Source organism: Streptomyces sp. NPDC036984 (assembly GCF_055607665.1).
In genome coordinates this window covers 9,700-30,858 of sequence record NZ_JBVJRL010000028.1, presented here as the reverse complement: position 1 = coordinate 30,858, position 21,159 = coordinate 9,700, and the positions used below count along the sequence as shown (strand labels likewise).

Annotated in this window: 17 protein-coding genes; 11 read left to right on the top strand and 6 right to left on the bottom strand. The window is 72.5% G+C overall.

Annotation, left to right across the window (positions count from 1 at the left end):
* Window positions 1-9 precede the first annotated feature (9 nt).
* Entirely contained in the window at window positions 10-1,626 is a 1,617-nt protein-coding gene (locus ACZ7DL_RS33955) for an SWIM zinc finger family protein (RefSeq protein WP_470780250.1), read from the top strand.
* A 101-nt stretch (window positions 1,627-1,727) separates the two neighbouring features.
* Here the strand turns inward: ACZ7DL_RS33955 and ACZ7DL_RS33950 are convergent, their stop codons facing one another.
* From ACZ7DL_RS33950 to ACZ7DL_RS33930, 5 genes are all read right to left on the bottom strand, one after another.
* A complete protein-coding gene (locus ACZ7DL_RS33950) occupies window positions 1,728-2,942 on the bottom strand; it encodes an LLM class flavin-dependent oxidoreductase (protein WP_470780249.1) in 1,215 nt (404 codons plus the stop codon).
* Window positions 2,936-4,300, bottom strand: a complete 1,365-nt coding sequence (locus ACZ7DL_RS33945) for an NtaA/DmoA family FMN-dependent monooxygenase (protein WP_470780157.1) — start codon at window positions 4,298-4,300, stop codon at window positions 2,936-2,938. The genes ACZ7DL_RS33950 and ACZ7DL_RS33945 overlap by 7 nt, the downstream gene beginning before the upstream one ends.
* Window positions 4,301-4,490: 190 nt before the next feature.
* On the bottom strand, window positions 4,491-5,180 hold the full coding sequence (locus ACZ7DL_RS33940; protein WP_470780155.1) for a response regulator transcription factor: 690 nt from the start codon (window positions 5,178-5,180) through the stop codon (window positions 4,491-4,493).
* Window positions 5,177-6,421, bottom strand: coding sequence for an IS701 family transposase (locus tag ACZ7DL_RS33935; protein ID WP_470780154.1), 1,245 nt, complete (start codon window positions 6,419-6,421; stop codon window positions 5,177-5,179). The genes ACZ7DL_RS33940 and ACZ7DL_RS33935 overlap by 4 nt, the downstream gene beginning before the upstream one ends.
* Before the next feature lie 466 nt (window positions 6,422-6,887).
* Window positions 6,888-8,135, bottom strand: a complete 1,248-nt coding sequence (locus ACZ7DL_RS33930; protein ID WP_470780152.1) for an MFS transporter — start codon at window positions 8,133-8,135, stop codon at window positions 6,888-6,890.
* Window positions 8,136-8,339: 204 nt separating this feature from the next.
* On the opposite strand from ACZ7DL_RS33930, the gene ACZ7DL_RS33925 reads away from it, so the two are divergent.
* Entirely contained in the window at window positions 8,340-11,687 is a 3,348-nt protein-coding gene (locus ACZ7DL_RS33925) for an AfsR/SARP family transcriptional regulator (RefSeq protein WP_470780149.1), read from the top strand.
* A gap of 141 nt (window positions 11,688-11,828) precedes the next feature.
* On the opposite strand, the gene ACZ7DL_RS33920 is transcribed toward ACZ7DL_RS33925, so the two are convergent.
* Window positions 11,829-12,239 carry a MerR family transcriptional regulator gene (locus ACZ7DL_RS33920; protein ID WP_470780148.1) on the bottom strand — a complete coding sequence of 137 codons (411 nt, stop codon included), beginning with the start codon at window positions 12,237-12,239 and terminating at the stop codon, window positions 11,829-11,831.
* 102 nt (window positions 12,240-12,341) lie between these two features.
* Between ACZ7DL_RS33920 and ACZ7DL_RS33915 the strand changes: the two genes are divergently transcribed.
* The 9 genes from ACZ7DL_RS33915 (at window position 12,342) to ACZ7DL_RS33875 (ending at window position 20,938) form a co-directional block, all read left to right on the top strand.
* Window positions 12,342-13,082 carry an SDR family oxidoreductase gene (locus ACZ7DL_RS33915; RefSeq protein WP_470780146.1) on the top strand — a complete coding sequence of 247 codons (741 nt, stop codon included), beginning with the start codon at window positions 12,342-12,344 and terminating at the stop codon, window positions 13,080-13,082.
* Window positions 13,083-13,379: 297 nt separating this feature from the next.
* On the top strand, window positions 13,380-14,531 hold the full coding sequence (locus tag ACZ7DL_RS33910; RefSeq protein WP_470780144.1) for an isopropylmalate synthase: 1,152 nt from the start codon (window positions 13,380-13,382) through the stop codon (window positions 14,529-14,531).
* Window positions 14,532-14,594: 63 nt separating this feature from the next.
* Complete coding sequence (locus tag ACZ7DL_RS33905; protein ID WP_470780142.1) at window positions 14,595-14,780, top strand: lysine biosynthesis protein LysW; 186 nt, start codon at window positions 14,595-14,597, stop codon at window positions 14,778-14,780.
* Window position 14,781: 1 nt separating this feature from the next.
* Complete coding sequence (locus ACZ7DL_RS33900) at window positions 14,782-15,630, top strand: ATP-grasp domain-containing protein (protein ID WP_470780140.1); 849 nt, start codon at window positions 14,782-14,784, stop codon at window positions 15,628-15,630.
* Window positions 15,627-16,685 carry an N-acetyl-gamma-glutamyl-phosphate reductase gene (argC, locus tag ACZ7DL_RS33895; RefSeq protein ID WP_470780138.1) on the top strand — a complete coding sequence of 353 codons (1,059 nt, stop codon included), beginning with the start codon at window positions 15,627-15,629 and terminating at the stop codon, window positions 16,683-16,685. Before ACZ7DL_RS33900 ends, argC begins: the two co-directional genes overlap by 4 nt.
* Window positions 16,682-17,479, top strand: a complete 798-nt coding sequence (locus tag ACZ7DL_RS33890) for an amino acid kinase family protein (protein WP_470780137.1) — start codon at window positions 16,682-16,684, stop codon at window positions 17,477-17,479. The genes argC and ACZ7DL_RS33890 overlap by 4 nt, the downstream gene beginning before the upstream one ends.
* A gap of 11 nt (window positions 17,480-17,490) precedes the next feature.
* Entirely contained in the window at window positions 17,491-18,054 is a 564-nt protein-coding gene (locus ACZ7DL_RS33885) for a type 1 glutamine amidotransferase (RefSeq protein ID WP_470780135.1), read from the top strand.
* A gap of 89 nt (window positions 18,055-18,143) precedes the next feature.
* Window positions 18,144-19,304 carry a Glu/Leu/Phe/Val dehydrogenase dimerization domain-containing protein gene (locus tag ACZ7DL_RS33880; RefSeq protein WP_470780247.1) on the top strand — a complete coding sequence of 387 codons (1,161 nt, stop codon included), beginning with the start codon at window positions 18,144-18,146 and terminating at the stop codon, window positions 19,302-19,304.
* Entirely contained in the window at window positions 19,301-20,938 is a 1,638-nt protein-coding gene (locus ACZ7DL_RS33875) for an AMP-binding protein (RefSeq protein ID WP_470780133.1), read from the top strand. The genes ACZ7DL_RS33880 and ACZ7DL_RS33875 overlap by 4 nt, the downstream gene beginning before the upstream one ends.
* The last annotated feature ends 221 nt before the right edge of the window (window positions 20,939-21,159 follow it).

Here is a 21,159-nt window from a genome sequence, read left to right as displayed (position 1 = left end):
GCGTCTTCCGTGTCCGTGCCGGATTCCGCTGCCTCGGCCCCGACATCTCCCGCCTCCGCGCCCGGTCCCGCCCCCGCGCCCCCGGCACCTTCCGCCTCGGCACCCGCGACCGCCCCCGCGCACCCCCGCTCCGACTCGGCCCGCATCCCCGACTCGGTTCCCGGCCACGACTCGGCCCGCTCGGCTCCCACCTCCGACTCGGCCCCCGCCCCTTACTTCGCGGCCGCCCCTGACTCCGTCTCCACCCCCGGCCCCGCACCCATCCACCGCCCCCCGGCCCCCGCACCCACCCCCTCGTCCCAGGCGCCGGCGTCACCGGCCCCCTCCGCTTCCTCCTCCGCACCCCGCGTACCCCCCACCATGGCCACCCCCCACCGGGACAGTGAACTTCGGCGTACCTTCCCGGCGTTCGCGGTTCGGGAGGAACGCGAGGGTGGGGCGTTCGCCGGGACCTGGTGGGGGAACGCCTGGGTCGGTGCGCTGGAGCAGGGGGCGTTGGACGCCAAGCGGCTGATGCGTGGGCGTGGTTACGCGGAGCAGGGTCATGTGGACGCGATCACCGTGACACCGGGGCTCGTGCTGGCGTACGTGCGGGGGAGCCGGCCGCGTCCGTACCGGGTGCAGGTACGGGTGCGGACGCTGGAGGACGCGGACTGGGAGCGGTTCCTGGACGCCGCGGCCGACCGGCCGGGGCACATCGCGGCGCTGCTCGACAAGGAGTTGCCCCAGTCCCTCGCCGACTGCGGTGTCCCCCTGCTGCCCGGCCCCGGTGACCTCGTCCCGCGGTGCAGCTGCCCCGACTCCGGCCACCCCTGCAAGCACGCCGCCGCGCTCTGCTACCAGACGGCCCGCCTGCTCGACGCCGACCCGTTCGTGCTGCTCCTGCTCCGCGGCCGGGGCGAGAGGGAACTGCTCGACGCGCTGTCCCGGCGCAGCGCCGCCCGCGCGGCCCGCGCCGCACAGGAACGGCAGCCGCAGACCCTGCCCGGGGTCCGGGCCGCCGACGCCCTGGCGCCACGCCGACTCCCGCCGCTGCCGCCGCCGTTGCCGGTGCCGCCGCACCCCGAGCAGCCGCCGGTGTATCCGTCGGCCCCGGGCGGTCCTGACCCCTTCGCGCTGGACCAGCTGGCGACCGACGCCGCCGCCCGCGCCCACGCGCTGCTCGGCACCGGACGCGACCCGGTCGGCGAGCTGACACTCTGGCAGGACGCGGTGCGCCTGGCCGCGGCCCGCCCGGGTTCCGGACTGACCGCGGCCACCCGCACGCTGTACGCCACGCTCGCCGGCGCCGTCGACCGCACCCCGGCCGACCTCGCGCGTGCCGTCGCGGCCTGGCGGCAGGGCGGCCCGGCGGGGCTGGCCGTGCTGGAGGAACCATGGGACCCGCCGGCCGGCCGCTTCGACCGGGCCCGCCCACTGCTGCTCGCCGCCGACCTGCCGGCGTTCCGCCCCTGGCGCAACCGCCTCACCCACCCGCGCGGCCACGTCCAGCTCCGGCTCGGCCGCGACGGGCTGTGGTATGCCTACGAGTCGGAGCCCGGCCAGGACGACTGGTGGCCCCGGGGCACCCCGGACCTCGACCCGGTGGGCGCCCTGACCGGTCTCGGCATGGCGGACGACCTCTGAGCGACACCCGGTGCTCTCCCTGCGCACCCCGTCCCGCTCCCGGCGTGGCCGGCACCGGTCAGCGGCGGGACGTCCGCCGCGGTGCCGACCGGCTCACCTGGTCAGGTCTCCTTGGCGTACCTGTTGCGGGGCGACGGCAGACCCAGCCGGCCGCGCAGGGTCCCGGTGTCGTACGCGGTGCGGAACGCGCGGCGCTGCCGTAGTTCCGGCACCAGCCGCCGGGTGATCGCGGTGAGGTCGTGCGGCAGCGCGCCCGGGCGCAGCCGGAAGCCGTCGAGCCCGGTGGTCCGCCAGTCGAGGAGCAGGTCGGCCAGTTCGCCGGGAGTGCCCGTGAAGACCAGGGCGTCCGAGGCGAACGCGGCGCCGTCCAGCGCGTCCAGGCGCGCCTTGCGGCCGGCGGCGGCGCCGGGCTCGTCGTCCAGGAAGACGACCACGTCCGCGAATCTGCGCAGCGGCTGGGCCCGTACATTCCTGCCCACCCGGTCGACGGCCTCGTCCACCTGCGCGAGAATCGTCTTCGCGCCCACGCGGTCGAACGGCGTGACGAAGACGACGTCGCAGCCGCGTGCCGCGAACTCGTACGGCGTCGAGGCGTGCGCGAGGCTCGCCACCACCGGCTGTCCCTGGGGCGGGCGTGGGGTGATCGAAGGGCCCTTGACGCTGAAGTACGCGCCCTCGAAGTCGATGTGATGGAGCTTGTCGCGGTCGATGAAGCGGCCCGTGTCCGTGTCCCGTATCTCCGCGTCGTCCTCCCAGCTGTCCCACAGCCGCCGTGTCACCTCCACCACGTCGGTGGCCTCCGCGAACAGCGGGCGCAGCCGTTTGGCGATCAGTTCGGGGTCCCGGATGTCGTCGTCGGTCAGCTGCGGTGTCGAGCGGCGGCCGAAGTGGGCGGCGTCGGCGGCGCGGGACGCGATCTGCGGCCGCCAGCCCGCACGGCCCTTGCAGACGTGGTCGAGGGTGGCGATGCCCACGGCGACGTGGAAGGGCTCGGTGTGGGTGACGTTGACGGTGGGGACCAGGCCGATGTGCGTGGTGAGCGGACCGAGGTGGGCCGCGAGCAGGACCGCGTCCAAGCTGCCCCGGACCTGGTCGGTCCGGTCGTCGGGACGGTGCGGCGCGGCCGACTGGAGCCCGAGGGCGTCCTCGAAGGTGACGAAGTCGAGGAGGCCGCGTTCGGCTTCCGTGACCAGGTGCGCCCAGTACGCCGGAGTGAACAGGGCACCGGCGTCGGCGTCCTGGGACCGCCAGGCCGCGGGATGCCAGCCGGCGTCACGGAGGGCGACGGCGAGGTGCAGCGGACCGGTGCTCACGATGCCTCCCTGGCGTTCCCGGTGCTGCGGCCCGGGTCCGGCCGGTGGCGCAGACCCAGGTGGTCCCGCAGTGTCGTCCCCGTGTAGTCCGGGCGGAAGACGCCCTTCTCCTGGAGCAGCGGCACCACCCGGTCCACGAAGTCGTCCAGGCCACCGGGGGTCAGATGCGCGGCGAAGACGAACCCGTCCGCGCCGTCGGTCTGCACGAAGTGGTCGATGGCGTCGGCGACGGTGCGCGGGCTGCCGACGAAGGTCTGCCCGCCGTGGACCTCGATGACCAGCTCGCGGATGCTCAGTCCGCGTTCGCCGGCGAGGGCCCGCCACCGCCGCGCGGTCTCCGCGCGGCCCTTGCGGAACACCGAATGCCCCTTCAGGACCAGCGACTCGGGTTCCGGGTCGATGTCGGGCAGCGGACCGTCCGGGTCGTACGCGGACAGGTCGCGGCCCCAGACGGCCTCCAGGTGGGCGATCGCGGTCTGCGGGCTCACCTGGGCGCGGGTGACCTCGTCGGCGTACGCGGCGGCCTCGTCGTCGGTGTCGGCGACGACGACGGTGGCGGTGGGCATGATCCGCAGGTCGTCCGGTGAGCGGCCGTGCCGGGCGAGCCTGCCCTTGACGTCCCGGTAGAAGGCGCGGGCCTCGTCGAGGCGGTTGTACTTGCTGAAGACGACCTGGGCGTCCGACGCCGCGAACTCACGGCCCGGGTCGGACTCCCCGGCCTGGATGATCACGGGGTGGCCCTGCGGGCTGCGCGGGGTGGTGAAGCGTCCCGAGATGGCGAAGTGCCGTCCCTGGTGGGCGAACTCACCGGCCCCCGAGCGGACGAACCGCCCGGACACCGCGTCGGCGCGGACGTCCTGGCCGGCCCAGCTGTCCCACAACTCCCGCGTGGCGTCCAGGAATTCGGCGGCGCGCGTGTAGCGGTCGGCCTCGGCGAGGAAGCCGCCCCGGCGGAAGTTCTCACCGGTGAAGGCGTCGAAGCTGGTCACCACGTTCCAGGCGGCACGCCCGCCGCTGAGGTGGTCGAGGGTCGCGAGCCGGCGCGCCACTTCGTAGGGCTCGTTGAACGTGGCGTTGACGGTGGCGGCGACCCCGAGACGCGTGGTGACGGCGGCCACCGCGCTGAGCATCGTCAGGTTGTCCGGGCGGCCCACCACGTCCAGCTCGTAGATCTCGCCCTTGTGCTCGCGGACGCGCAGTCCCTCGGCGAGGAAGAAGAAGTCGAATTTTCCGCGCTCCGCCGTCTGCGCGAGGTGCACAAAGGACTCGACGGCGATCTGGCTCCGGGAGCGCGGGTCGGACCAGACGGTGACGTTGTGGATGGCCGGCAGCTGAGCGGCGAGGTGGATCTGCTTTGTCATATGCCGCTCGCACCGTCATTCGGCGGTATTCCGCCGTTCTCTCCTGATGCCATCTTTTCCTGCCCCTCCTTCGACACGGAACGCATGGCGCATTGATGCGTTGTCAAGAACTCATGGCAATGTCCGGGCCCCGGCAGCGGCGCGCTCGGCGCCGGGTTCGCCCGGGCCCCTCGATGACGGACAAGCAGGTTCAGCCGACGGACGTTTCGGGTATCTGCCCGACGTGCCCCATGCGATAGCCGACCCCGCGCACGGTGATGATCCATCGGCTGGAGCCGAGTTTCGCCCGCAGGCTGCTCACGTGCGTGTCGATGGTGCGGCTGGTGCGCACCCAATTGCTCCCCCAGACCTTCGCCATCAGCTCTTTCCGGGAGACGACGGAATCGGGTCGCGCGGCCAGCGTGTAGAGAAGCTCGAACTCCGTGGCCGTCACCTCGACCACCCGGTCGCGCAGGCGCACCTCGCGGGTCCGCGGATCGATGTGCAGCGGCCGGAGCGAGATGCTGTCCGCGCCGACGGACTGCGGCCGGGTGCGCCGCAGCACCGCTTCGATCCGTGCTCCTATCTCCCGCGGACCCCAGGTCCGCAGCACACAGTCGTCGGCTCCGGCCTTGAGCGCGAGGACCCGCTCCAGTTCGTTGTCACGGTGTGTGCAGGCGATCAGCGGAATGTCGCTCTCGGCCCTGAGCGTGCGGCACACCTCCAGGCCGTCGAGGTCGGGCAGGTCCAGCGAGAGCAGGACCAGATCGGCATCGTGATACGTGCGCAGTATCCGTGCCCCTCGGTCGACGGTGTGGGCGACGTACCCCTGCCGGCGCAGGTCGCCCGCCGTGATCTCGGCCGTGGCGGCGTCCGGCTCCACCACCATCACCTTCTTCACGCGCCCAGGCCCTTCACTCTGGCGTCCGCCCAGCCGGCGGCTTCGGCGCGGGCCACGGGCAGCGGGTCGGCCGCCGGCAAGACCGCGTCGGGAGCGCCGTACAGATGCCGATAGGCGTACGCTGCCGAGACCATCGTCATGTGGTGGTGCCAGCCGGGATAGGAGCGGCCCTCGAAGTCGAGCACGCCGAATCCCTCTCGCAGCCTGGCGATCGTCGCACGGGCGGCGGCCTGGCTGCGGGCCAGCAGCAGCACCTCCTCCACGCCCCGGCTCATCAGGTTGGTGATCCAGTACCGCGCGGGCTGCCCGCCGTCGACGGAGGGCCGCTGGAGGACGTGGTAGGGACGCGAGACGCCGTCCTTGGCGGCACCGCGCTGCGACAGGCGGACCGTTCCTGCATACATGTTCACCCGCACCGGGCGAGAGCTGCCCGGTTCGGACTGACGCAGCAGCACATGCGGCTGGCGGGCGTGCGGTTCGTCCAGCAGTTCCCCCACGGTGATCACCGTGGGGGACTGGCGGCCGATGAGCACGATCTGCCCCGGATCGACCTCGCACACGAAATCGAGATCCCGGCGGGCAAGCCCGGCCATGACGCCGCTGGCATCGTCGCACCGCCGGGTGAGGTCGAGGACCCACGGCGCGTGAGGTAACCGCGGATGCGCGGCGGCCACACCGGCGGCGAAGTCGAGGACGAACGCGCCCACCGGGCGCCTGGTCTCCTCCTCCGGTATGCGCGCGCGGCGCCTGCGCAGGTCGTCCCAGTCCCATGCGCCGTCGAGCACGAGGCCCCAGTCGACCGGAAAGCACTGGGTGCCCGTCGCCAGGAACAGCCCGACAGCGCGCTGACAGTTGATGGTGCGTCCGGTCGCGGGGTCAGGGCGACGGTGCACTCCCACCGAATGCTCACCTTGCTTGGGGATGAGGAGATCGGCGGTGGTCCAGGCGTATGCCGGCCTGCTCGCCGCGACCGCCTGGGCCAGTCCGCGGCGCACCGGTTCCCAGCCCCAGGGGCTGGCGTTGATGAACTGGTGCAGACCGTGAGCCGCTCCCGCGGGAAGCAATCCGGCCTGGGCCATACTCCGCGGAGTTTTCTTGCCGGGCGAGTGGAGCAGGCCCCACAAGTAGGCCCGCGCCCAACGGCGTTGCTCGGCGCGGTGCAGCGGTTTGAATACTTCATCGATGAACATCTGTATGCGCTCGCGATCCCCAGCTGCGACGCACACTTCCACTGACGACATGTTTAACTACGCCCCCTCGCAGTCGTGTCGCCCAACGTGTCGATGCACAGGGCAGTCGTTCGGTGCATAAAGCTACCGGCTCGCTCGCCAATTTCACTCGATCTTCGGTCACTTCGAGATTTCGCCCGCTGACCAGCGCAATCGCGGCCGGGTGAGGGGGATGCCCGGCCGTGCGACAGAGAGGGAGGAAGCGCTTGCCGCCCGGTGGGAGGGTGCGGAAAAAGCATCCTTTCCGCAGGTCACGGGTGCCTGCGGGGGAGGCTGCCGGTGACCGTGAGCATCGCCGAAGAAGATCCGTCCGAATGACTCGACCGGTGAACCGTAGTATGAACATCACATTGCGGCGGCGGGGAAAGACCGGGCCGCCGAAGGCCGGGGGATCGGTGTACCTTCGGCGGCCCGTCGAGGGAGCGGCTCACCGGCCGCGAGGTGCCGAGCCCGGCTCGGCAGGCCCTGGACGAGGGTGTTACGTGCCGGGCCGCCGGACCGGGAAGCCATGGCCACGGGCGGTGACGACGACGGCGAGCACCGGCGCCAGGAGCAGCAGCACCGTCCAGGGGAAGGAGTCGCTGCCGCTCGCGTCGAGCAGAACCCCGCCCAGCACACCTCCACCGGCCATGGCCACGTTCCACAGGGTCACGAGCATCGCCTGCGCCGCGTCGGCGTGGTCGCCTCCCGCGTCGCCGGCCGCCGTCTGCAACAGGGTGGGCAGCCCGCCCCAGCCCAGCCCCCACAGCGCGGCCGCGACGTACACCAGCGCGCCACCGTCGGTGACCAGCGCCAGCAGAGCCGCGGCGGCGGCCACCAGCAGCGTGCTGGCGATGGTCAGCGCACGCAGCCGGCGATGGATCCGGGCACCCACGACCCAGATGCTGAGCAGCGAGGTGACACCGAAGGCGAGCAGCACCAGATCGGTGTGGTCGCCCATCCCCAGATCGTCCAGGAACGTGGCGATGTAGGCGTACAGGACGGTGTGCGCCAGCACGAAGACGAGCGTCACGAACAGCACCGGGCGCACGCCCGGCACCCCCAACGCCCGCAGCATGGAGGGACGTTCGCCACGCGGCTGGCCCGGATGGTCGGGCACCGCGGCGACGATCCACACCACGAGCACCACCGTGAGCGCCGTCATCGCCAGGAACGCCACCCGCCAGCCGAGGGCCTGGCCGAGAAAGGTCCCGGCCGGCACACCGAGCGAGAGCGCCACGGGAATGCCCGCCATCGCGACGGCGATCGCCCGGCCTTGCAGCTGGACCGGCGCCAGGCGCCGCGCATAGCCGGCCAGCAGCGCCCACGCCACACCGGCGGCGACCCCCGCCGTGAAGCGGGCCACCATCGTCAGGCCGTAGAGGGACGACACGGCCGTGACCGTGTTCGCGACGGCGAAGCCCGCCACGGCGGTGAGGAGCAGCCGCTTGCGCCGCCAGCTCGCGGTGGCCGCCGTCAGCGGGATCGCGGTGAGCGCGGTGCCGATCGCGTAGATCGTGACCGTCTGCCCGGTCGCCGACTCGCTCACCCGGAGGGCGTGGCTCATCTCCGGCAGCAGGCCCGCGGGGAGCGTCTCGGTGAGGCTGGTGATGAACACCGCGGTGGCGAGGGCGAGCAGCGCCGGCATCGGCAGCCTCGGCCGCTGTTCCGCGCCCTGCCGTGTCGTCGGTGGTGTGGCGCCCGACTCCCTGCCGGACGCGGCGGCCGTATCGGGTGTGGCGCTCATGGGGAGTACTCCGTATCTGCTGGGTGGCCGGTGCCGGCGCGTCGCACGGCGAGGGGGCGGTGCCGGCTTCGCCGCGGCCGTCGGGGACTTCGCATGCGACTGTGCGTGCGGGCACTTCGGGAATGCTTCGGAAAATCTTCGGGAACGCTTCGAAACCGGCGATGGGTCGGCTGACCGCCGTACGGGCCGGGTACGGTTGTCCACATGCGGTTTGGCGTGCTCGGACCACTCGCTGTGTGGGACGACGAAGGGGTTCCGGTTCAGGTCCCCGAGACCAAGGTACGGGCGCTCCTGGCGGACCTGCTCGCGCACGGCGGCGGCCCGGTCTCCGTGGACCGCCTCATCCACGACCTGTGGCGGGACCACCCGCCCGGCAATCCGGCGGGTGCGCTCCAGGCCAAGGTCTCCCAGCTGCGCCGGGTGCTCGGCCGCGAGCGGTTGGTGCGGCAGCCGCCGGGCTACCGGCTGCGGCTCGACGCGGCCGACGACGTGGACGCCCAGCGGTTCGGCGACCTCGTCACCGAGGCCCGCTCCGCCGCGGACCCGCGGACCCGGGCGGCCCTGCTCACCGACGCCCTCGGCCTGTGGCGGGGACCGGCGTACGCCGACTTCGCCGACGAGGAGTTCGTGCGCGCGGCCCGGGAGTGCCTGGCGGAGCAGCGGCTGGCCGTGCTGGAGGAGCGGGCCGAGGCCCGCCTGGCGGCCGGGGACCACCTGCTCCTCGCCGGCGAGCTGGCCGCCCTCGTGGCCGAGCACCCGCTGCGGGAGCGGCTGCGCGCCGTACAGATGCAGGCGCTGTACCGGGCCGGCCACCAGGGCGAGGCACTCGCCTCGTACGAGGATCTGCGCACCCGCCTCGCCGGGGAACTGGGGGTCTGCCCCGGCCCCGCGCTGAGCGCCCTCCATCAGGCGATGCTCCGTCAGGACCCGGCTCTGGACGGCGGCCTGGCGGATCGGCCGGCCGGGCTGGGCGCGGCGGACCAGCAGGCGGCCGCCGCCCCGGCCCCGGCCGGCGAGGCAGCGCCGCGCCGGCCGTCGCCGCAGACGCGCCCCGAGGCCGTCCCCGCGCCCGCCACACCGACCAACCTGCCCACGCCCCTCACCGCCCTCATCGGCCGCGAGCAGGCCCTCGGCGACCTCTCCCGGCTCCTCGGCGGCCGACGGCTGGTCACCCTCACCGGCCCCGGAGGCGTCGGGAAGACCCGCCTGGCCGTGGCCGCCGCGCAGGACGTCGCCGCCGGCGGCGCGGCCGCCGGGCTGCCCGACGGGGCCTGGTTCGTCGAGTTCGCGGGTGTCCGCACCGCCACGCCCGACGACCTCGCCGAGATCGTCGCCGCCACCCTCGGCATCCGCGACGACGCTCCCTCCGCGCCGCCCGCCACCGGCACCGTCGCCACCTCCCCCGTGCAGCGCCTGACCGCCGCCCTGCGGGACCGCCGGACCCTGCTCGTGCTGGACAACTGCGAACACGTCGTCGAGGCCGCCGCCGACCTCGTCGGCCTGCTGCTGCGCAGCGCCCCCCAGCTGCGCATCCTCGCCACCAGCCAGGAACCGCTCGCCCTGGCCGGCGAGGCCGTGTTCCTGGTCGAGCCGCTCCCCACCGCGGACGCCGTGCGCCTGTTCACCGAGCGGGCCGCCGCCTGCGCGCCCGGCTTCCGGCTCCGCTCCGACGAGCCCGGCGGCACCGAGGAGGACGCCGGATCCGACCACGCCGCCGTAGCCGAGATCTGCCGCCGCCTGGACGGCATCCCACTCGCCCTGGAACTGGCGGCCACCCGCGTACGAGCCCTGGGGGTCAGGGAGTTGGCCGCCCGCCTCGGTGACCGGTTCCGGGTGCTGACCTCCGGGCAGCGGGGCGCGCCCGCCCGCCAGCAGACCCTTCGCGCGATGATCGACTGGAGCTGGGAGCTGCTCAGCACGCCCGAGCGCATCGTCCTGCGCCGCCTCGCCGTGCACAGCGACGGCTGCGACCTCGACGCCGCGGAGGCGGTGTGCGCGGGCGAGGGCGTGGCCGGCGGTGCGGTGCTCGACCTCGTCACCCGGCTCGTGGAGAAGTCCCTCGTGGTCGTCACCGACGGTCCCACGGGCCCCCGCTACCGGCTCCTCGAGTCGGTCGCCGCCTACTGCACCGAGCGGTTGCGGGAGATGGCCGACGACACCGCGGCCCGCGAACGTCACCTGCACCACTACCTCACCCTCGCCGAACGCGCCGAGCGTCGGCTGCGCGGGCCGCACCAGCAGCGCTGGCTCCTCCGCCTGGACACCGACGCGGGCAACCTGCGCGCCGCTCTCGACGAGGCGGTACGCCGGGCCGCCGCAGGGCGCAGCGGGGAAGCCGTACGGCTCGCCACCGCCCTGTCCTGGTGGTGGCTGCTGCGCGGCCGCCTCACCGAGGCCCGCCGCGGCCTGGCCGCCGTCCTCGCGGCCACCGCCGACGACACTGATCCGGAACTCGACCTCCTGCACAGCGCGTTCGTGCTGCTGACCGGAGAGCGCACCGAACCGCCCGCCGCCGACGCCGTGCCCGACCCCGTGCGCCGCGCCCGAGCGCTGTGGCTCACCGCCTACGGCATGTTCAGCGTCGGCGACCTGGACCGCAGCCGCGCGCTGAACACCCGCGCCCTCGCCCATTTCGAGGCCACGGACGACCAGTGGGGCACCGCGGCCGCGCTCGGCCTGCGGGCAGTGCTCGCCCTGGTCCGCGGCGACCTCGACGGTCTGGCCCGCGACGGACACCGCAGCCGTGCCCTCTTCCGGGAACTGGGCGACCGGTGGGGCGAACTCCAGACCGTCTCACCGCTCGCCGCGCTCGCCGAGATCCGTGGAGAGTACGCACAGGCGGCGCACTGCCAGCACGAAGGACTCCAGATGGCCAGGGAGTTGAGCCTGGAAGCGGAGGTCTCGGCGCGGCTCTCCGGGCTCGGCCGCCTCGCCCTCCTCGCCCGCGACTTCGACCGCGCCCGCGAACTGCACGAGCAGGCACGGCGCATCGCGATCGAACAGGGCTACAAGTACGGAGAGATCCACGCCGACATGGGCCTGGCCCTCGGCGCGCGGCGCTCCGGCGACATCGACGCGGCCGAGGCGCACCTGCTGCGCATCCGCGACGACCACGCCGACGTCTCCTCCCCGGCCGGCGACCACCTGCTCCACGCCGAACGCGGCTTCATCGCCGAACTCCGCGGCAGGGCCGCCGAGTCCGCTGCCCACCACCTGCGCAGCCTGCGGATCGCCTGGTCGCTTGCCGAGCCGCGGGCCCTCGCCCTCTCCCTGGAGGGGCTCTCGGGCGCGGCGACGCTGTATGGTCACCGGCCCGGCGCCACCTGTGCCGCACTGCTCCTCGGCGCCGCCCACGCCGCGCGCCGCAGCGTGGGCGCACCGCTGCCGGCCGCCGAGCGCGGCGACGTCGACCGCGTCACCGCGGCGGCACAGGCCGTCCTGGGCCGGCGCGCCTTCGACGAGGCGTTCGAGCGCGGCACATGGCTGAGTCCGGCGGAAGCGGAACGCCAGGCACGCACCACGTTGGCCTGCCTGATGGACGAGGCCGCCTGAAGGAGGGGCGGTCGACCATGCGGGCGGCGGCCCCCGGCCACTCATGAACGGCCGGGCCGGTTCACCCTCGCGCGCAGCGGCTCCGGACCGTTCACGGCTGTCGGCGGATCACGAACCGTCGACGGATCACGCACTGCCGGATCACGGACTGCCGGCGAGCGTGCCTTCGCTGCCGGAGAAGGCGGTGGAGCCCAGGCCCGTCGCCGCGGTGCTGATGATGTCGTCCAGGACCCCGCGCGACCGGATCAGGTCGGCGATCATGCGGTCGAGGCGCTCGCGCTCGGCGGTGAGCTCGTCGACGAGCCGGGGCGTCGCGCTTTCGCTCGGTGTGCCGTCACCGTCCCGCATGCAAGGGAGCAGCTGGGCGATCTTCTTGCTGTTCAGCCCCGCGGCGTAGAGCGCCTGGATGCGGATGACCCGATCGACGGCCCATTCGCCGTAGTCCCGGTGGCCGCCGGGGGTTCGCTCGGCCCTGAGCAGACCGTGTGCCTCGTAGTAGCGCAGCGACCGCTCGCTCACACCGCTGCGTCTGGCCAGTTCACCGATCCGCATCTCCCACCCCGCCTTTTCCTCGCAGGACTTGAATCTGACGCTGGTGTCAACTTCTAGCGTAACGGCATGACGCATACGCAGCCGTCTACGGAGGGGGCATCGATGAGTGAGCTGACCGGCAAGGTGGCGCTGGTGACCGGCGGCAGCCGTGGGATCGGCGCGGCGATCGCCAAGCGGCTGGCCGCGGCGGGAGCGGCGGTCGCGGTGACCTACGTGCAGGCGGAGGAGAAGGCGCGCGCGGTCGCCAAGCAGATCGAGGCGGACGGCGGCAGGGCCGCGGTGATCCAGGCCGACCTGACCCAGCCGAACGCCGCGGCGGAGGCCGTGGAGCAGACGGTACGGGAGCTGGGCGGCATCGACATCCTGGTGAACAACGCGGGCTTCCTCGCCTACGGCCCGCTGGCCGAGGTGTCCGCCGAGGACCTGGACCGGGTGCTCGCCGCGGACGTCCGGTCCGTGTTCCTGGCCGCGCAGGCCGCCGCCCGGCACATGGGCGACGGCGGGCGGATCATCAGCATCGGGTCGTGCTTCAACGGACGTACTCCCGGCGCCAACTTCGTCCTTCAGGCGATGGGCAAGTCCGCGCTCATCGGGCTGACCAAGGGACTTGCCCGGGAGCTGGGTCCGCGCGGGATCACCGTCACCACCGTGGACCCGGGCCCGATCGACACCGACATGAACCCGGCCGACGGTGACTCCGCCGACTTCCAGCGCTCCCTGACCGCTCTGGGGCGTTACGGCGAGGTCGAGGACATCGCCGCCGCGGTGGCTTATCTGGCCGGTCCCGGCGGCCGTTACATCACCGGCACGGGGCTCGCCGTGGACGGCGGTTACACCACCTGACGGCCGGCCGTCCCGTCAGTGGCCCAGCGGCGATCCGCCGCTGGGCCACTTCGCGTTCTCCGGGGCGTCACCTCGTACGCTCCATCGCCTTTTCCGGGAAAGCAGTTTCCATTTCATCCAATCTGCAATCACCCGCACACCTTGCTCGGCGTGACACTCCCTGACAGCCCTTGACAGAGCCCTAACAAAGGACGCAGCGCATCTTTGCACGGGGTCGCGCAGCATGTTCCAGGCAGCGCACATCCAGCGCGGAGTTCGGCGAAAAAAGAAGCCGGCTCCGGAAAAGGAGGGAACGCCATGGCCGTACCCGAGCACGGAGGGAGCCTTCCGGGGCTGCCCCATCTGTCCGACGCGACCCTGCGCGACTCCGCCCACATGGGGGGTGTCGAATTCGGTCCCAAGGATGCCACCGTCATCGCGGAGCTGTTGGTGAAGACCGGTATCGACCTGGTCGAGGTCGGCATGGTATCCGGCCCGAATGCGAAGGACGCCGACCTGGTCCTCGCCACGCACGAGGCGATCGGCCCCGAGCGCAGCATGACCCTGGTGGTGGTACGCGACCGCGATCAGGTCACCAAGGCCCTCGACGAGGCCGAGCGCCTGGGCGTGCGGCACATCATGTACTCCATCCCCACCTCCGAGCAGCACGCCAAGCTGAAGCTCGGCTCGCCGAGCCCGAAGTTCCTGAACGTGCTCGCCCGTTCGGCGATCTCGCAGGCGAAGGAGCGCGGCTTCCACGTCACGTTCAGCGGTGAGGACGGTGCCCGCACCCCCAAGGGCCGGCTCGTGCCCTACGTCACCGCCGGCTTCGAGGCCGGGGCCGACCGATTCAGGCTCGCGGAGACCGTCGCCTATCTGTCGCCCTGGCAGATGGAGGAGGTGATCTCCGACCTCACCGCGATCGACGGCTCCGAGATCGAGATCCACTCGCACAACATGCTGGGCATGGCCGTCGCCAACTCGCTCGCCGCGGTCCGTGCCGGGGCGCAGTGGATCTCGGCGACCGTCGGTGGCATCGGCGAGCGGGGCGGCAACGCTCCCCTGGCCGAGCTGCTCACCTCGCTGCGCGTGATCCACGGCGACACCCGCTTCGACCTGAGCCACCTCACGGAGCTGTCCCGGGTCGCCCTCAAGGGCGCCGGCCTCGGCGACGCCTTCCAATCCGGCCCGACGACCCCGCACGCCTTCGCCTACGAACTGCCGGGCCAGCTCAGCAACCCCGAGGCGTACGAGACCCTGCCCGCCGAACTGGTGGGTAACTCCCGGGAGTTGCGCGTGCGCACCCGGATCACGCCCGCGCTGGTCAAGTGGGCGCTCGCCGACTCGGACGTCTTCGTCGACGTCGACGCCTTCACTGCCTGGCTCATCGAGCGCCAGGAGCGCAACGGCCGCCCGGTGCTCGACCGGGACGCCGTCCGCAAGGCCGCCGTCGACTTCCAGGCCGCCTGACCGCCGTCGCGCACCGGCCCTGCCTCACCCGCGAACAACCCTTACACGGAACGGAGTTCACCCATGAGCACCGCAGTTCTCACCGGCTCGTGCCCCGAGTGCGAGACCGACCTGACCGTGCCGGAAATGGTGGAGGGCGAGACCCTCTCCTGCCCCGAGTGCATGCTCACACTGCGCGTCGAGGGCATCGACAACGGCCGGCTGACGCTCCAGATGGTCGAGGTCCAGCTGCGCGACTGGGGCCAGTGACATGAGCAACCGAGTCGCCATCGTCGCGGACCGGATCGGCTGGGAGGAACGCCAGCTGATCAAGACCGCCGAGGACTTCGGCCTGCGGATCGACTGGGTCAACGACGAGTCCCTGTGCGCCGGCCACCGGGACGCCGAGTCCGTCAAGGGCTACGACGCCCTCCTGGTGCGCAGCCGCAGCTACACCCGGGGCGGCCTGATCGCCACCCTGGCCGAGGCGGACGGCCTGCGGGTCCTCAACACCGCCGCGGCGATCCACGCCTGCGAGAACAAACTGGTCCTGCGCGCCGTCCTGCGCGAGGCCGGCGTACCGGTGCCCGACTTCCGGCTCGTCCTGTCCCGCAAGGACTACGAGAAGGCGCTCGACGACATCGGCCTGCCGGTCGTGCTCAAGCCGGTCTACGGCGGCATGGGCAAGCGCGTGACCCTGGTCCGCGACGGCGACCTGGCGCACTCCGTCTACGACTATGTCGAGGACCTCGGCCACGCCTTCGAGCAGGCGTGCCTGGTGGAGCCGTACCTCGGCGGCGGGTCGATCCGCTGCCTGGTCGTCGGGCGGGAGATCGTCGCCGCCGCCGAGTTCGAGAGCGCGGGCACCGACTGGCGCAGCAACGCCGCCCTCGGCAACCAGACCCGGGCGATGGCCCACGACCCCGACGTACAGAAGGTCGTGGACGGCGTCGTGGACCGCCTCGGCAGCGGCATCTACGGCGTCGACCTGTTCAGGACCCCGTCGGGCCACCTCGTCAACGAGGTCAACCACGCCCCCGCCTGGCGGGGAGTGGCCTCGGCGACCGGCGTGGACGTCGCGTCCGCCGTCGCCCGTTACGTACAGGAGACACTCGAATGATCCGTGTGGGAATTGTCGGCGCGTCCGGACTCGCCGGCGGTGAACTCATCAGGCTGGTCACCCAGCATCCGGAGATGGAACTGACCTTCCTGGGCGGCAACTCCAGCGCCGGCCGCCGTCCGGCCGAACTGCACCCGGGGCTCCGCCTCGACCTCGGCGTGACCGTCGAGCCCGTCACCGCCGACCGGGTGGCCGACCGGTGCGACGTGGTGTTCCTCGCCACCCCCGCCCCGGTCTCCGCCCGGCTCGGCGCGGAGCTCGCCGACCGCGTCCCGTGCGTGACCGACCTCAGCGGCGCCTTCCGCATCCGTACCCCGGAGCTGCACGAGCGCTGGTACCCCAAGGCCGAGCGGGCCACCGAGCTGGCCGACCGCTTCGTCTACGGAGTGCCCGAGCTCGTCGGCGACCAGCTCGTGGACGCCCCGCTCATCTCGGTGCCCGGCTGCTACGCCACCGCCATCACGCTGGGCCTCGCCCCGCTGACCCTCGGGCTCGGCCTGAACCTGCGCACGGTGGTCGTGGACGGCAAGAGCGGCTCCAGCGGCGGCGGCCTCCAGCTGCGCGTCCCGGACCTGCACCCGCTGCGCAACGGCGCCATCGCACCGTACGCACCCACCGGGCACCGACACGCCGCCGAGGTCAGCGACTTCCTGGAGCGCAGCAAGCCCGGCAGCGTCGGCTCCCTGGCCATGTCGGCGTACGGGGTGTCGCATGTGCGCGGACTGCTCGCCAGCACCTACGTGTACACCGACGACCAGGTGGACGAGCGCGCGCTGCAGCGGGCGTACTTCCGGTTCTACAAGGAGCACCCCTTCGTCCGGGTGCGCCGGCACAACGAGACGCTGATCCCGGTGCCCGACCCGCAGGCCGTGCTCGGCTCCAACTACTGCGACGTGACCGCCATGTACGACCCGGACGGCGGCCGCATCGTCGTCCTCGCCGCCCTGGACAACCTGGTCAAGGGCGCCGCCGGGCAGGCCGTCCAGGCAGTGAACAAGCGCTTCCGCCTGCCCGAGGAGACGGGCCTGACCATGCAGCCGGTGATGCCCGCATGACCCCGACACAGCACGTCCCGACCGTGGTGAAGCTCGGCGGCAGCTGCCTGGCCGACCTGGCCGGCACCTGGTGGGACGACCTCGCCCGGCACGGGCAGGACCGGCCGCTGGTCCTCGTCCACGGCTGGTCCAAACCGCTCAAGCAGCTCAGCCCCCGCTACAGCGAGCCGTCCGCGATCCTGCGGGACCGGTACGGCAACCAGAGCCGCTGGACCACGCCCGAGGTCATCGCCGACATCAAGACCGTCAGCGGCGAGCTGGGCCAGGAGGTACTGCGGCGGCTGGAGCAGCGCGGCATCACCGCCGAGCGGCTGCTCGGCAGCGACGGCTTGGTCCACGCCGGCGAGGGCGAGCGCTGGTGGTGGAAGGACAAGCAGCTGGTCGAACTGGACAACCTGGTCGGCCCGATCACCGGCGTGGACCCGGCGCCGCTGAAGAACCTGGAGCCCGGGCACGCCCACCTGGTCACCCCGCTGGCCCGGAACGCCGCCGGACAGGAGGTGAACACCGACGCCGACCGGGCCGCCGCCGCCATCGCAGGGGCCACCGGCGCCACCGACCTGATCCTCGTCACCGACGTCGCACACCTGCTGATCGACGGAGAACCGGTGCGCGAGATCACCGCGAAGGCGGCGGCCGAGTTCCGCGACAAGGGCGCCACCGGTGGCATGCGCAAGAAGCTGCGCGCCGCGGGCGAAGCCCTGGAGCGGGGCGTGGAGCGCGTCGTCATCGGCAGCGCACCCGTCTCCGACCTGCTCGCCGCCCGCACCGGCACCGTCATCACGCGAACCTGAGGAGCACAGACGTGGCGCAATCTCGAGTACTGGTCGTCAACAACCGGACTCTGTCGCTGAACCAGCTGCGCAGCCGCTTCGAAACGCTGGGCTCGGACACCGACACGGTCGACGCGGCCTCCGTGCCCGCCCGGCTCGACGGCCGCTACCAGGCGATCGTCCTGAGCGGCACCAAGGTCCGCGCCTATGACCAGGAGTACTACAAGCCGCTGGTCGACCTCGTCATGAACGCCGACGTCCCGGTCTTCGGGATCTGCGGTGGCATGCAGATCCTCGCGGTCGCCGCCGGGGGCGAACTGGCCGAGGGTCCGCAGCGGGTCGGTGGCTACGAGGTCCAAGTCGACAAGGACGAACCGCTCTTCACCCATGTGAAGCCGACGGTGACGGTCTTCCACCGGCACACCCTCTACCTCAAGGAGGCCCCGGACGGCTTCCGTTCCATCGGCCGCTCCGAGCACGCCCCGGTGGAGTTCCTGCGCTCCGACGACGGCCGGATCTTCGGCTCGCAGGCACATCTGGAGTTCCGCAACGACGGCCTGGAGATCCTCCGGGGCTTCGCCCAGCTCTACCAGTGACGGCCACGCGCACATGCGCGGCCTTCCACCACCCCACGGACGACGTGGAGGACATGGACGACGCAGACGACGCAGACGACGCAGACGACATGGACCACGTAGACGACATGGACGAACTGGAGTACTTGGCAATGAGTGATGTGGAGAACACGCAGGAGCCCGCGTTCGTCGTGCACCTGAACGGCAGCGGCGGCGCGATCAAGGGCTGGGTCGTCGTCGACTCGCTGGTCGACGGCCTCGCGATGGGCGGTGTGCGGATGACCGCCTCGGTGAGCGAGGAGGAGGTGGCCGGCCTGGCGCGCGACATGACCCACAAGTTTACGCTCGCGGGCCTGCGCATCGGTGGCGCCAAGGGCGGCATCGTCGCCGACGGCGGCGACCGGGGCGAGACCTTCCGCACCTTCGGACGCACCGTCAAGCCGCTGCTGCACGGCGGCATCCACCTCGGCATCGACATGGGCGTCACCCCGGCCGACCGGGCCGTGTTCTTCGACGAGGCCGGCTACGACCCGCGGTACCGGCTGGGCGCCCCCGACATGCCGATCGACTGGCGCACCTACTACGAGCCGCTGATCGACGTCACCGGGCACGGCGTCGGCGTCGCCGCGGTCACCGCCCTGGAGGCGAGCGGCCGTACCGAGCCCGCCCGGGTCGTGGTGCAGGGCTTCGGCGCCGTGGGCCGCGCCGTCGCACGGTTCCTGGAGGACCGCGGGCACATCATCGTGGGCGTCGCGGACGCGCAGGGCACCATCAGCGCCGACCGGCTGCCCGTGGCCGACCTCGTCGCGATCACCGACGAGTTCGGGCTGATCGACCGCTCCCGGCTGCCGCAGCAGGTCACCCGCTCCAGCGGGCCCGACGCCTGGCTCGACGTCGACGCCGACCTGCTGATCCTCGCCGCGCAGAAGCACGCGCTGAACGCCGGCAACGCGCACCGGCTGCGCGCCGGCCTGGTGGTCGAGGGCGCCAACCTCGCCTCCGACGCCGAGGCGCGGGAGAAGACCAGGGCCGCGGGCGCCACCCTGGTCCCGGGCGTCATCGCCAACATCGGCGGAGCCGGCGCGGCCGCCCTGGCCGTCACCCGGGTCGTGCCTTTCGAGCTGCCGGCCGACGCCCGCAAGGAGTGGGTCTTCGACTGGATCGGCGACCGGGTGCGCAAGAACACCCGGGCCCTGCTGGAGATCGCCGCCGCACGCGCCGGCGACCCGCTGCCGGAGCTGCTTTCGGTGCGCCGCGGGGAGCTGCGGTGACCACGACCGTTCCACCGGCCACGGACCGCCGGACCGAGTACGTGCAGCGCGGATGGTGGCGGGACGAGACGTTCCTCGACGACCTCCGCCGGCAGGCCCGCATACGTCCGCGCAAGCTCGCCATCGCCGGGCGCCGCCTGGCCGAGGCCCGCACGGACACCCTCGACTACGCCGAACTCTCGCTGCTCACCGACCGGTTCGCCGGGGCACTGCTGGAACTCGGCGTCCGGCGGGGGGACGTCGTAGCGGTCCAGCTGCCCAACCGGTGGGAGATGGTGCCGCTGATGTTCGCCTGCATGGCCGTCGGCGCCGTCATCTGCCCCATCGCGCCCGAGTGCCAGGACGAGGAACTGCGGCACCGCCTCGTGCTCACCGAGGCCCGGGTGTGCGTCACCGTCCCCGAGTGGGAGGGATACCCGCTCGCCCGGACCCTCACCGAGCTGCGCTCCGAACTGCCGCTGGAGCACGTCGTGGTGGTCGGCGGCCACGCCCCCGAGGGCGCGGTCGACTTCCACGACCACTTCGTCGCGGTGCCCTGGGAAGTGGAGCACACGGACGATCTGACGGGCCGCGCACTCGGCCCCGACGAACCGTTCGTGGTGCTGTTCACCTCCGGTACGACCGGCTTCTCCAAGGGCGTGGTGCACAGCCAGAACACGGTCCACTCGGGCGTGCGCGGCTACGTGGACACGTTCCTGCTCCGCGACGACCTGGTGGCCGTCGTCACCACTCCGCTCGTGCACTACTCCGGCTTCGGACAGGGCATCCTCGCCGGGGTGATGCTCGGCGGCACGGTCGCCTTCCAGGACGGCCGCAACCATGTCAGCCTGCTGGACCTTGTGGAGCGGTACGGCGGCACCCTGCTGTACGGGCCGCCGCCCACCCAGTCCGGAGTGGCGGCGGCCCAGCGGGCCGACCGGCACGACGTGTCCACCCTGCGCTACACCGTCACCGGTGCCGCACCGGTGCTCCAGGAGCTGGTGGACGAGCTGCGCGACACCTTCGGCACCGCCACGTACTCCGTGTGGGGCATGTCCGAGTTCGGCCCGATCACCATCAGCCGGCTCGACTACGACCAGGACTGGTCGGCGCACAGCCACGGCCGGCCGATCGATGCCATGGAGATCCGCATCGACTTCTGCACGAACTCCGACAAGCGCGCGGAGGTCGGCCGGCTGCGGGTGCGGGGCGCCTCTCAGGCACTCGGCTACTTCAGGAACCAGAGCGCCTTCGAAGCCGAACTGACCGCGGACGGCTGGTTCGACACCGGGGATGTGGCGCGGCACGACGGGCGCGGCGGCATCCGCGTGCTGGGCCGGGCCAAGGACGCCGTCCTGCGCGACGGGACCGTCGTCCCCATGGCAGAACTGGAGGCCATCCTCTCCGCACACCCGAGCGTGGCCGAGGCGACCCTCGTCGGCCCCACCGGGCAGCCGGACGACCCCATCGTGGCGGTCCTCGTACCCCGCGAGGGTGCCCGGCCCACGCTGGAGGAGCTCCGGTCGCACCTGCTCGAACGAGGCCAGGACGAACGGTTCCTCCCGGACCGGCTGGAGCTGGTCGACGCCCTGCCCAAGACCCTGACCGGCAAGGTCAGGAAGGCAGAGCTACGGCGGCGCCTGGCCGGTGACTGAGCCGGCGAACGCCAGGGAGCGCGGTGACCGTGTCGGACACGGGCACCGCGCTTCGCCGTACAGTGCCGGCCGCCCCTCGCTCCCGGCACAGCAGAGCGGCGGGAGCGGCCGGGGGAGGGGGCGGGGGGCGGACGGGAAGGGAAGCGCGAGCCGGGGCGGGGGGTGGGGTGGGGGGTTTGGGGATGTTCGCGGGCCGCGAAAAGGAGGGGGAAAAGTTCCCC